Below are 12,303 nucleotides of genomic sequence, written 5' to 3' on the forward strand. Positions count from 1 at the left end.
ATCGGTCATAGGAAAACCATTGTTCATCATTTCGCGCCCATTTTTAAGGCATTTTATGGGAATACTCTTAATTGAAACATCCCTACTTTTTACCAGGTCACTCGGCCTTCTAATTTTCTTAGTAAACTCGGCCCAATTCCTGACACTCGATCTAAATCTTCGAGGGAGGTAAAGGGTTGCTGCTGACGGAAAGCGATAATGCGTTGGGCTAGGGTTTCTCCAATTCCAGGTAGGGCTTCTAATTCTGCTTGGGTAGCAGTATTGAGATTAACAAGTTTTCCGCGAATGGGGTTGTCAGTTTGGGCTTCGATTTGGGGACATTCCTTCTGTTGACGGGCGAGTTGCTCAGAAATGCGCTCAGGAAGGGTAAGGTTGGCGCTGCGGTAAAGGCGCTGAAATTCGCGGTCAAAATGGGCGGCAACGGTAGGATTGGTGAGGATAAGGACGGTTTCATCATTTTTATGATTGGCGGCTTTTGACCAATTTTGCGAGCCGGTAATGACTGTTTTTTGGTCAATGACGGCGAATTTGTGGTGTAGTTTGTCTCCAATGGGTAAATTGGGTGTGCCTACGGTAGTAATCTTGGCTCTCCAGGGGCGGTTGTCGGGTTCGGTTTTACATTGACGGGCGATCGCCAGCCCCAACATATCTAAACCTTCGCTATAGTATCGATAGGCAAAGGTACGATCGATTAACGCCCGAACTTGAACGCCATTTTGATGTTGGATGTGCAAAATATTGGCTAAGGGTTGCTCTGAGAAAACGTAGAGTGCCATATCAACTGTATTTTGAGCCGTTTTCAGAGTTTTACCGATTAAACCATTGGCGCTGTTTGTCCATAACTCGGAGCCGGAAGTGGGTGAAAATTGAACGGAGACTGGAGTATTTCCTACAACAAGACTTTCCGCAGAACGCAAGGGTTTTTGCAGTCCAAACTCAGGGTCTAAAATGCCTGAATTTCCCTCTCCCCAGAGAATATTAAATTCTTGGGTAAATTGCTCTGAAAGTTCGCGACTTTGTATCGTTAGCAAATGATTGGCATTGCCGCGACTGTCTGGATTGTAGAAGTCTCCATGAATACCACTGGTGGTAAAATTAGCTGAACCAACAATCAGCCGAGAGTTATCAATCACCACAAATTTATGATGCATTAACCCACTGCCTTTCGATCCATCTGCCGTATCATCAATGACGGGAATTTGAGCATTACGCAGGATAATGAGGGCATCTCTTTGGTTCATTTCATCGTTAGAAAGTTGACCATCTTGATTGATATCAGCAAGTTTCACAAATTCCCGATATCGGTTTTGATTGTCAGGATCGAATTGGGCAATTTCGCGAGGTGTAAAATCGCTCCAAGGACGCGAATAGGTATTTTCTAAGATAATCCTAATTTTGACCCCAGCTTTGGCTTGAGTAGCAAGAGCTTGGGCAAGTTGAGGCAGACGAAACTCTTGAACTGCGATATCTATGCTGGTTTGAGCTTGATTAATTTCTTCAATAATCACCGCTTCTAAGTTATCGCCTAATCGTGTAATCTGGCGATAGGGTTCCGTATAACTGGAGGCTTCAGAAGCGTTAAAATAAACTTGAATAAATGGATCTTGAGGGAGAGGCTCAAGGGGGGTAATCTCTGGAGAGTCAGGTTTACATCCAGCGAACAGAAGACTCAAGAGTAAGAGTAATTTACTGATGTTTTGCCACCAGTTCCTCAAGGGGGGTTTGCTCATAGACTTCAAAAGGTTGATGAATCCAGGGATTATCTGTCAAATAATCGACATAATAATCTGGCGCAAAGACGGAGCAAGATTTATACCATAATACGGCCGTGCGGATCTGATTGGGGCGATCGCCCTCCGGTTCTTGTTTTTGGTAATGTTTCAACCAAGTGATACTTTCTTGTAGGGAAATCCCGGAGTCCACCAAATCATCCACCAACAAAATTGGAAAACTTAAACCCTCAGTAGTCATGCTTAGATGCCGAGAAAACTGAATTTGACCCCGTGTCTGATAATCCGGGCCCGTGTAGGATGAAGCAGAAAGAATCGCTAAGGGTTTCCGATATAATCGACAGAGAATATCTCCCACGCGCAAACCGCCCTTAGCAATACAGACAATTTGATTAAATTCCCAACCCGATTGATAAATTTGGGCTGCCAATTGTTCAATCTTTTGGTGGTATTCTGACCAAGAAACAAATAAATCAGACATGACAGGTATAAGGGAAGGGTATCAAGGGAGCATCATAGAATATTTATTCTCAGGGACTCCGAACCAGATGGAGACCCAATTATCCCATATTTATTGCAGACTTTCAGCATATCTTACTCATGACCTCTGAAGCCGAGCGATCGCCATCACCCTTGACCGGGTTACACAAACTATCCTATGGCATAGGAGATTTAGGCCCAGCTATTACTGCTAATCTCCTGGTTTTTATCTTTTTACCCTTCTTAACGGATGTAGCTGGTCTCAGTCCAGCCTTAGCCGGTCAGGTCTTAATGATTGGTAAAATCTGGGATGCTATTAACGATCCTATCATTGGCTTTTTAAGCGATCGCACCCAATCTCGATGGGGAAGACGACATTCTTGGATGATTTGGGGTGCCATTCCCTTTGGCCTCTTTTTCTTCCTCTGTTGGGTTGTCCCCCCCTTTGGGGAATGGGGCACTTTTTGGTACTACGTGGTCGTCAGCATCTTGTTCAATCTGGGCTACACCATGGTGAACTTGCCCTATGTCGCGCTCACGGCTGAACTCACCCCAGATTACAATGAACGCACAACCCTGAATGGATTTCGCTTCACCTTCTCCATTGGTGGTAGTATCTTTTCCTTAATTTTAGGATTAGTCCTCTCCTTACTCATCAAAGATCCGCAACTCCAACATTTGGTACTTGCTGCTCTAGCAACCGTATTATCGGTCATTCCCATCTATTTATCGATTTGGGGCACGCGGCAACCCGTAAAACGCGTAGAACAACAAAGACAAGCCACCCATACTGAAGTCTCTATTCCCCTAGTCGATCAAATCAAGATTGCTTTTAGCAATACGCCCTTTTTATTCGTCATGGGGATTTATTTATCCTCCTGGTTAGCCATTCAAGTGACAGCCACTGTCCTTAAATATTATGTGGTGAGTTGGATGGGATTACCTGATTCTCTCTTTTTTCTGGCGGCTTTAGGAGTACAAGGAACAGCTCTAGTGATGCTCTCTCTGTGGAGTCAAGTCAGTTACCGTTTAGGTAAAAAAGCCGTTTATTATCTTGGTGGTGGGTTTTGGCTGATCACTGAATTGGGGCTATTCTTGCTCCAACCCGGTCAAGTCGGCTTAATGTTCTTGTTATCGATTATTGCCGGATTTGGAGTTTCTGTGGGCTATTTAATTCCGTGGTCAATGCTCCCTGATGTAATCGATCTCGATGAATTGAAAACCGGTCAACGTCGGGAGGGAATTTTCTATTCCTTCATGCTGGTTTTACAAAAAATGGGACTTGCCCTGGGTTTAGCATTGGTGGGACAGATTTTGGAGTGGTCGGGGTATCAATCGGCGATCGCCGGATCGACCCCTCCTATCCAACCGGATTCTGCCCTATTAGCCATTCGTTTGTGTATTACCCTGCTTCCCCTTGCCTGTGTGGTACTCGGTGCGATCTTAGCTTACTTCTATCCCATTACTCGCACGGTTCATCAAGAGATTGTACTCAAGTTGGAACAGAATCGAAAATAAGGGATAAAGCCCTACAAAAGTTTAGGGCACTTCTATTAATTGCTCTTTTGAGCAATTAATAAGATCGAAATTCCATATTTTCCCAAAAAGATGGGATTTCATACTTTAAAAATAGGCAATAAATTATGGGCAATATTTTGATTTTAATCCCCTACATAGAAGTGCCCTTGATGGTTAACCCACCTTGTTCTATACTCTGGAGCGAAAAGTCTCAAACTCAAGGGTGATAACCATGGATCTCGATCGCCGGCAAGGCCGAATGCTCCTCGCTCATAATTTTGCTTTAACTGACAAGATCGTCCCCGAAATCTCCCGGGACGCATTTGCCGCTATTTTTCTAGAAGGATTGGGCGATCGCACTGATATCAAGGGTCGTGCTTTAACTCACGCTCATTGGATGGTTGAAATTCTCTTTGACTTAGAACACTTAGAACCCCAACAAGTGGGCGAAATCTGCGCTGCAATTCTTGCAGAAACTCGCAAAGAACAGAAAGTATCCACCAAGAGTTCTTATGATCTTCTGGTTCTAGCCGGACAGAAACAAACGCCTGCTACCCGTTCCGATCCCGACACGTTGAAAACAGGTGAATGGGGGGTTGATGTCGTTGAAACCGAATCAATTCCGGATTTTCTCACCTCAATCGGTTGGCAGGAAGAAAACGATCGCAAACCCACTATTTTTCGGGTTGAAGTTCGGATATAACCTCGACCCAGTTATTTGTGGTATGGGATTGATGGGTTAAATCCATCAACAGTTGGGAATATACTCCTTCTCGTAGGGTGGGAACGGTGGGTTGCTCCGGATGGTTTTCGATGCTGTCTACCCAAGCATCAACGACGCGCATAAAAGCGGCAATCCGTCCATCGGGATAGGTTTGGGGAAATTCTAGGCGTTGGGGAATCTCCAGTTGGCTTAAGGGTTCGCCAAATTTGGCTCCTTGTAGGGTAAACCCATAGATATAGTCCTTTTGATTGGAACTACCCAGAATTAAGGTAGCGCGATCGCCATAAACTTCCACCCAATGCCCCCGTCCTTGATATGCAACCGAACTGAGCGACACTTGACACGGCGTACCATCAGCCAATTCCAGCATCAATAAACAGGTATCATCCGCGTCAACCGGTTTGAGTTGCCCTGTCGTCGGATCTCGGCGTTGGGAAATGGCGGTACTCAAACGAGCCGATAGGCGCTTGATGTCTCCAAATAACCAGGCAATATAGTCAAAAGCATGGGAACCGATCGCCCCTAATACTCCTCCCCCTTTCTCTTTTTGAGAATACCAATTCCAAGCACGGTTGGGATCGGAGCGAGAAGGAACCAACCAATCAATTTTAATAAACCGTTTTTCACCCACATAATGATCGGCAAGGAGTTCTTGAAACCTTTGCCAGGCAGGGACAAAGCGAAATTCAAAATCCATTGCCGCCACGACTCCTTGCGATTGAGCCAATTGGTACAGATCTTGAGCAGAATCAACGGAAAGCGTCGTCGGTTTTTCCAGTAATAAATGTTTTTTAGCGTTGAGAACCGTTTTCGCCATCTCGTAGTGCAGGAAAGGCGGGGTAGAAATACTAACCGCCTCTACGTCGGGTAAATTGGCGATCGCCTCCACAGTATCGACAGCATGGGGAATCTGATGTTGAGTGGCAATTTTCTGAGCAGTTGCTAGATCGTGATGATACACTGCCACCACTTGAGTCCGATGGTGATGCTCAAAAGCAGGAATATGGACTTTTTGACCAAATCCTGTACCCACAATGCCGATACCAACAGGAGACTGATTCATAGAATGTGAAAGATTACGTCTTATGGTGCATTATAAGGCCATAGAGAATAGGCAAAACCCAGTTGTGCCCTTTCCCAGAACCGTATATTTTTGAAAGAAGATCACAACTACACCCACCCAAACTGATTATGGCCAGCGACAAGCCCATTTTACAAAAAGGTGACGGCATCAATTACCCCGACCTCAAAGAACCGGTCAAATACCTGCAAAACTTGCTCAAGGAAGCAGGGATATTCCAATCGACCGATCCGATTGATGGTCTCTTTGGTTCAGGCACAGAACAGGCGGTCAAAGCATTTCAGGCGAAGAAAGGCTTAAGAGCCGATGGCTTTGTTGGGCCAAATACCTGGGCAGCTTTAGAGTCCGCCACCCCGAAAAAACTGCGCTATCCCGTATTACGGAAGGGCGATGGGATTACGTTCACGGACTTAAAGGATGAGGTAAAAGTCCTGCAAGAATTGCTGAAAAAGGCCCAGATGTTACCGGCTGATTCTCCTCTAGATGGTCTATTTGGCAATGATACTGAATCGGCGCTCAAACAATTCCAGAGAGCCAATAATCTCGTCGATGATGGGGTAGCGGGGCAAAAAACCTGGTCAGCCTTATCGGATGAAGAGGTAGAAACCTATTTACCCTATGGCAATTTACTATTGTCCATCGATCTCGATAAGGTGATTTACTCTATTCCTTATCCCGATGTGCGATCGTATGCTTGGGATTCCATTCCCTTGATTATTCGGGAAGCTGAGGCGGCTAATGTGACCGATAAGGGACAGATTGCTTATATTTTGGCCACTGCCGAGCATGAATCTCGGTTAGGTAAATGGATGGAAGAGTTTGCCAGTGGTTGGGCTTATGAATATCGCTCAGATTTGGGCAATACTCAGTATGGAGATGGGCCTCGTTATAAGGGACGAGGGTTTGTGCAAATTACGGGACGGCGCAATTATACGGATTGGTCAAATCGGTTAGGAATTGATTTGGTGGGCAATCCGAGTTTGGCCAAAGATTGGGAGATTGCCGCGAGAATTCTGGTGATTGGAATGCGCGATGGAACGTTTACAGGATATCGGTTGGGCCATTTTATTGCTGGGTCAACTCGAGAGTTTCGTGGCGCTCGGCGGATTATTAATGGTTTAGATCGTGCCGGACTGATAGGGGCGATCGCAGAAGAGTATGACAGAGTTCTGTAGCGTCTATCGCGATCGTTCTATGAATACATTTAGATTAGCTCCTGTCAAGTGGATGACTCTTTTGATGGTCGTCGCTCTTGCTGCATGTCAAGATGCCCCAGTTTCCCGCTCTTCTGCTTCTTCTGGAGCCTCAACATCTCAGGAATTTTCTGGGGGAGCTACTCCCCCAGTTCTGACGGCTGAGGCTAAACTTCCCCATGGGGTATTTGCACCAATTTTGTCGGAGTTGGACCAGAAGACTCAGCTACCGGTTCTTTTACCCAGTTGGCTTCCTGAAGAGACGGAAGCTTCTCCAGTGTTTGCTATCCCGACAGAAGTGTCTGCTTCTGAATATCAAGTTTTGCTGGCCTTTAGTGCGGATTGTAATGGTGGAACGGCTTGCCGTTGGGGAGAACTGTCCGGTCAAATGGGGCCGTTGACAGCTCCAGAAGGAGGAGAATCGATTACTCTGGCCCAAGGAATTCAAGGTTATTTTGTTCCTGCCACTTGTGGGGCTAATTGTTCCGATGCTGTGGTGATGTGGGAACAAGCTGAAGGACACTATAGTGTGGGCTTGAAAGCGGGAGATAAGGAACAGCTAATCGAGATGGCAAATTCAGCGATCGCCGCCACTCCCTAGACTTGAAGGGAGAGCGATCGCTGATCATTATGAAGATAGAACCCATTAAAACCGAATCCCACATTCGGTTTTATGACTACCTCTCCACCGCTTGAGCGTTTCATCTTCCACTGGTTTGGGAATTAAGGAGGTGGTTGGGCGATCGCTAATATAGGGATAGCCTTGGTCATGGAGGGGGTTGTACCTCACTTCATGTTCGTAGACATAAGCCCAAGTTTCCCGTCCGCGCCAGTAGGCGAGAGGATTGATTTTCAAGCGTCCCATGGGATCGAGTTCTAGGACATTGATCTGATGATGGCTCGTCATTTGATCGCGTCGTCTTCCTGTCAAATAGGCGATCGCTCCTAAATCTTTGAGTCCCTGTTCTAGGGGTTCGCGACGGGTTAGAGTTACAAATCGTTCTAAGTCACTTTGCCACAGGGCTTTACCATAGGACTTTTCAAACGCTTTGCGTGTCGCCATCTTCGCCATGGTATAGACTTTCAGCTCTAGGTCATAGCAGGCTTCTACTTCTGAAATAAACGCTAGAGTTTCGGGAAAATGATACAACGTATCGACAAACAGTACCGGAATTTTCTGCTCTGGACACAGATAGCGATACAGCATATCTGTAATCACCATATCATCTACGTTAAAAATACTGGCTTGTACTAGACCCGTAGGAAAGTTCTGCAAGCACCAACCAATGATATGTAAAGGATGGGTATGGCTGAATCGGCGATTAAGTTCCTGTAAGTCGAGGTTAGTGTGAACTTGGCCTAAAGTTGCAGTCAGATTGGTCATGAAGACTGAATACCCTTTATGATGTGACCTCCATTCTTTAGTTTACCTTAAGATTGTGCCCATACGTTTTTAATTTATCCTGCGACGTTCTGCTAGGGAAACAGAACGTTAAGTGAGATAATCACAGGGTAATGGGTTGTGAAATTGCTGATTATGCGCTTAATCTTATACAGTAAGCCCGGATGTCATCTGTGTGAGGGATTACAAGAAAAGCTCGAACAGATACAGAGCATTGCCTTTGAGTTAGAAGTTAGGGATATTACTACTAATGACACTTGGTGGCAAGCCTATGAATATGAAATACCTGTTTTAGTGCTTGATGGCAGTCCTCCTGAGCGTTTACCCCGTCTCTCTCCAAGGGGAACGGTTGCCCAACTGGAGAAGATGTTAGCCAAATATAGCACTTCGCACTAAGGAATAGGGCTTGCGCGCGATCGGCTCTTTCTTATGGGCGATCGCACGTTCACCCTATCCTCTAAAGAGGATAAAAACCATTAAACAATGCTAATTTATGATGCTTCCATCAACCCAGGTTGCCCCATTGAGTTGAACATCATCAAAGACAGCATCATCGACTCTTGCGTTCTTTAAATTAGCTCCTCTTAAATCACAAGAGATAAACTGGGCTTTTCTTAAATTAGCACCTTCTAAGTTTGCCTCTTTCAGATCTACACTTGCAAAAATGGATTCGGTTAAATCTGCATTCTGTAAATCAGCTTTGCTAAAATAAGATTGAATGCTTAAAATTCGATTCATCTTTACTCGATTCAAGTCAGCAGATACTAAAAAAACTTCACTTAAATGGGCTTCTGTTAAATCCACTTGTGATAAATTAGACTCACAAAAAAACACTCTGGTTAAATTAGCTTTATTAAGATTAGCTTGGCTCAAGTTTGATAAATTCATTTCTGTCTTGTAGATATTTGTTTCACTTAAATCAGCTTCAGTAAAATCAGACTCATTAAAAACTAAATACAATTCTGATTGATGTAAGTCGATTCCATGGAAGTTTCTGTCTCCATCCTCATGAATTTCAAAGTTTTTCCATTGAACGACTTCTTGCTTATCAGCATCAAAAATCATGAATTTAACCGGACTGCCTGCAAAAATGAATCGAACGATTGCCTCCTCAAACAACTTTGTATACATCTCTTCACAAATCGCTAAATACAAAACGCGATCGGGTCTTAAATCAGACAAAAGATTAGCATAAGAAAGATATTGTAAAAAAGCATTTTGTAAATTTTGGACTAGGACATCTTTATTAAGGTCACCTGTAAAAATACAAACTTTATTGATAAGGGGAACCAAATTGTTATTGTTAGTTTCCCATGCTCTTAAATTATCAATCAAGCGATTAATAGATACTTCTATTAAAGAAGGATTGTTAAACGTTGTCATTTCTACCAAGATTTTCTCGCCTTGCCGTTCAGCCATGAGTATTTTTTCTACTGCTAAGTCAACCCACACATACGACTGACCTGCGGTTAATGTCAATGGATCGTCAGTAACAATCCAACTGTCTTTTTCTAGAGCAACTCTAATTGCATTATGATAGAGATCTTGTTCCATATTTATAGTGTAGCGATCGCTCTTTAAATATAACAGGAAAATGGAAGGCAATATGATTTCTAATCAGCATGATCCACAAGGCGATCGCGCCAGCGATACGAAGCATTATCGTTCACCTTGCTCAGAACAGAGCTTCGCGTCACAATAGTAAAAAGAAGACATCCTTTTTAATTTTTCATTGAATTAACTTATGATCGCTGCTGACCCCCTATTCGTCTCCTCCAGTATTCACCCTCACCCAACCTACAAAACGGATATCGCTATTGTGGGTGCAGGAATTGTGGGAGCCACGTTAGCTTGTGCCTTAAAAGACTCTGGCTTAAACATTACCCTGATTGAGGCTCAACCCCAAGAGAAAGCCGCATCTAAGCGCCAAGCCTATGCCCTTACATTGATGTCTGGGAAGATTTTTGATCGATTAGGGGTTTGGCAAGAAATTTTGCCTCAAATCGTTACGTTTAACCAGATTCAGATATCTGATGCCAATCAGTGGGTAGTGAACTTAACGCCAGATGATTTAGGTATGGATCATCTGGGTTATGTGGGAGAACATCGGGTGATTTTAACCGCGCTGCAACAGCAGATTAATCAATCCAATCAGATTCAATGGGTATGCCCAGGACAGGTGCAAGAAATCACATATTTTGAAGATTTTGCTCAGGTTTGGGTCAACTCAGCCGAACATTCGGAACCGGTAGTGATTGAGAGTCGGTTAGTCGTGGCTACTGATGGCGCAAAATCGCCCATTCGCCAAGCAGCGGAAATTTCGACCCAAGGATGGCGCTATTGGCAATCTTGCGTTGCGACAACCATTAAAACAGAAAAACCCCACAATAATGTGGCCTTTGAACGGTTTTGGTATACCGGCCCTATGGGGGTTTTACCTTTGCCAGGAAATCGGGTACAGGTGGTTTGGACGGCTCCCCACGAACAAGCAGAAGCGCTGCAACAATTAGATGAGGCTGAGTTTTTGCGTCTTTTGGAATATCGAACCGACGGTATTTTGGGACGGCTAGAACTTGATAGCCCCCGGTTGGTGTTTCCGGTACAATTAATGCAGTGCGATCGCTACGTCGGCCATCGTCTTGCCCTAGCTGGAGATGCAGCCCATTGTTGCCATCCCGTAGGAGGACAAGGGCTGAATTTAGGCATTCGTGATGCGGCTGCGTTAGCTGAAATTATTAAAAATTCCCATACTCAAAACAAAGATATCGGCCACTTAAAGAACCTCAAACCCTATCAACAGTGGCGTAAACCTCAAAACTGGATGATTCTCGGTTTTACCGATTTCTTAGACCGGACATTTTCCACCGACTGGTTCCCCGTAGTGTGGACGCGCCGTTTAGGATTACTCTTCTTGAAGAAGTTTCGTATCGGTCGTACTCTTTCCCTCAGATTAATGACCGGTTTAATGGGACGCGCTCCAGAAACCGATTAAAAGTTAATATCAGAAAGAGCAAGCACAACCATGAAAAGGAAAATGAAACTTATTGGCTTGGCCTTGGTCATGGCGATCGGCACGGTTCTCTTCTTTTCCTCCGCTGCCCGATCTCAGGTCAACTGTGCCCAACTCTCCCATTGGTCGGCTACCAATCCACCCGTCAGTCAGACTCATATCTTTTGTGGCGAGTGGGATAGCCGACGTGGCAGACCGAAAGGGTTCCACTCACGACCCAATGGCATCAGTCCGCAAACCGTCACCAATTTTCAGATTACCCAGCGAGGCAATGCTCAGGGCATATATGGTGCAACTTGGGGCTATGTGGGACAAGCGGGAAGAACGAAATTCTCCACCATGTTTCCAGATCGCTGCACCCAGCAGGAAGTACTAAATTCAATCTTGTATTCCGCTGCCCATCGGCAAAGTTGTCCGGGTAGCGCCCCGGATTGGGCATGGTGCGGGCGGAGTGCCCCCGCTCGAGCAGCCCAAGGCTATTGCAACGGCGATGACAATAACGTTTTTACTATTGCTGGGGCTTCCTTGAGAAACGGCAACATTAATACAGCATTCCCCTTGCGCTAATCTAAGTTTGCCAATCTCCACAAAGCCATCGTTATTTTTAGGTACAACCTCTCTCAATAAATGTCTCAACCTCCTTTTGAATGGCCCGGTTACTCCGCAACAAACCCTGCCCATCGTCGGGTGAGCACGTTTTTGGTTGTGGACATTCAGCACAGTCCAGAATGGGCAGAGGATTTAGCTGAAAAAATTGAAGCAGTGATGTCCGGTAAACTGCGTCAATGGGAGCGCACTGGTAATGCTTTTCATCTAGAGCTATCTACCCGTGGTGCTTCAATTGAGGATCTCGTAGATGAGTCTATACCAATACAAACCGTTTCTCTTGCTGAATTTCGCATGGCAGTCCTAACCTGGCTCCAGCAGTTGTCACCCTAATTGGATAGTGGTCAGTTATGACCCTTAACCTTTATCTTGAATATGGATAGACTAATACAGCTTGTCCTATCCCTTTTCTGTCACTTTCCAAAATTGCAGGAATTCACTTGAGTTTTTAAATCCCTAGAATTCACGCTCCTCTTCTCCCTCTTACAGCAGTTTCCTCTGCTATGAGGTACATTAATGACGGTTTTTAACGATAGCTAGAATAGCTCAAAGCGCCACC

Annotated in this window: 13 protein-coding genes; 8 read left to right on the plus strand and 5 right to left on the minus strand. The window is 44.9% G+C overall.

Features of this window, described 5'->3' with window-relative positions; genetic code table 11:
- Positions 1-89 precede the first annotated feature (89 nt).
- Complete coding sequence (locus tag J7529_RS10265) at positions 90-1,730, minus strand: phospholipase D-like domain-containing protein (RefSeq protein WP_318728886.1); 1,641 nt, start codon at positions 1,728-1,730, stop codon at positions 90-92.
- Positions 1,687-2,211, minus strand: coding sequence for a phosphoribosyltransferase (locus J7529_RS10270; protein ID WP_271937298.1), 525 nt, complete (start codon positions 2,209-2,211; stop codon positions 1,687-1,689). Before J7529_RS10270 ends, J7529_RS10265 begins: the two co-directional genes overlap by 44 nt.
- A gap of 119 nt (positions 2,212-2,330) precedes the next feature.
- Between J7529_RS10270 and J7529_RS10275 the strand changes: the two genes are divergently transcribed.
- Positions 2,331-3,728 carry an MFS transporter gene (locus J7529_RS10275; RefSeq protein ID WP_271937297.1) on the plus strand — a complete coding sequence of 466 codons (1,398 nt, stop codon included), beginning with the start codon at positions 2,331-2,333 and terminating at the stop codon, positions 3,726-3,728.
- A 232-nt stretch (positions 3,729-3,960) separates the two neighbouring features.
- Positions 3,961-4,431 carry a DUF2656 family protein gene (locus tag J7529_RS10280; protein ID WP_318728887.1) on the plus strand — a complete coding sequence of 157 codons (471 nt, stop codon included), beginning with the start codon at positions 3,961-3,963 and terminating at the stop codon, positions 4,429-4,431.
- On the opposite strand, the gene J7529_RS10285 is transcribed toward J7529_RS10280, so the two are convergent.
- Positions 4,403-5,515 carry a Gfo/Idh/MocA family oxidoreductase gene (locus J7529_RS10285; protein ID WP_318728888.1) on the minus strand — a complete coding sequence of 371 codons (1,113 nt, stop codon included), beginning with the start codon at positions 5,513-5,515 and terminating at the stop codon, positions 4,403-4,405. The two genes, J7529_RS10280 and J7529_RS10285, sit on opposite strands and share 29 nt — an antisense overlap.
- A gap of 128 nt (positions 5,516-5,643) precedes the next feature.
- Here J7529_RS10285 and J7529_RS10290 point away from each other — a divergent pair, with 128 nt between their 5' ends.
- On the plus strand, positions 5,644-6,708 hold the full coding sequence (locus tag J7529_RS10290; RefSeq protein WP_271937292.1) for a peptidoglycan-binding protein: 1,065 nt from the start codon (positions 5,644-5,646) through the stop codon (positions 6,706-6,708).
- Between the two features lie 19 nt (positions 6,709-6,727).
- On the plus strand, positions 6,728-7,327 hold the full coding sequence (locus tag J7529_RS10295; protein ID WP_318728889.1) for a hypothetical protein: 600 nt from the start codon (positions 6,728-6,730) through the stop codon (positions 7,325-7,327).
- A 45-nt stretch (positions 7,328-7,372) separates the two neighbouring features.
- Here J7529_RS10295 and J7529_RS10300 read toward each other — a convergent pair whose 3' ends face one another.
- Positions 7,373-8,110, minus strand: coding sequence for a phosphoadenylyl-sulfate reductase (locus J7529_RS10300; protein ID WP_271937290.1), 738 nt, complete (start codon positions 8,108-8,110; stop codon positions 7,373-7,375).
- A gap of 153 nt (positions 8,111-8,263) precedes the next feature.
- Here J7529_RS10300 and J7529_RS10305 point away from each other — a divergent pair, with 153 nt between their 5' ends.
- Positions 8,264-8,524 (plus strand): glutaredoxin family protein, encoded by a 261-nt coding sequence (locus J7529_RS10305; RefSeq protein WP_413038864.1) that lies wholly within the window; start codon positions 8,264-8,266, stop codon positions 8,522-8,524.
- 90 nt (positions 8,525-8,614) lie between these two features.
- Here the strand turns inward: J7529_RS10305 and J7529_RS10310 are convergent, their stop codons facing one another.
- Positions 8,615-9,682 carry an element excision factor XisH family protein gene (locus J7529_RS10310; RefSeq protein WP_318728891.1) on the minus strand — a complete coding sequence of 356 codons (1,068 nt, stop codon included), beginning with the start codon at positions 9,680-9,682 and terminating at the stop codon, positions 8,615-8,617.
- A gap of 190 nt (positions 9,683-9,872) precedes the next feature.
- On the opposite strand from J7529_RS10310, the gene J7529_RS10315 reads away from it, so the two are divergent.
- Genes J7529_RS10315 through J7529_RS10325 form a run of 3 tightly spaced genes read left to right on the plus strand, consistent with a single transcriptional unit; the run spans position 9,873 to position 12,077 of the window.
- A complete protein-coding gene (locus tag J7529_RS10315; protein WP_318728892.1) occupies positions 9,873-11,120 on the plus strand; it encodes an FAD-dependent hydroxylase in 1,248 nt (415 codons plus the stop codon).
- A 42-nt stretch (positions 11,121-11,162) separates the two neighbouring features.
- The gene (locus tag J7529_RS10320) at positions 11,163-11,705 is read left to right on the plus strand and encodes an EndoU domain-containing protein (protein WP_271937286.1); all 543 of its coding nucleotides are present in this window, start codon (positions 11,163-11,165) and stop codon (positions 11,703-11,705) included.
- Positions 11,706-11,765: 60 nt separating this feature from the next.
- Complete coding sequence (locus J7529_RS10325; protein ID WP_271937284.1) at positions 11,766-12,077, plus strand: hypothetical protein; 312 nt, start codon at positions 11,766-11,768, stop codon at positions 12,075-12,077.
- The last annotated feature ends 226 nt before the right edge of the window (positions 12,078-12,303 follow it).

Origin of the sequence: Roseofilum sp. Guam, assembly GCF_017746735.1 — a bacterium.
GTDB classification, from domain to species: domain Bacteria; phylum Cyanobacteriota; class Cyanobacteriia; order Cyanobacteriales; family Desertifilaceae; genus Roseofilum; species Roseofilum reptotaenium.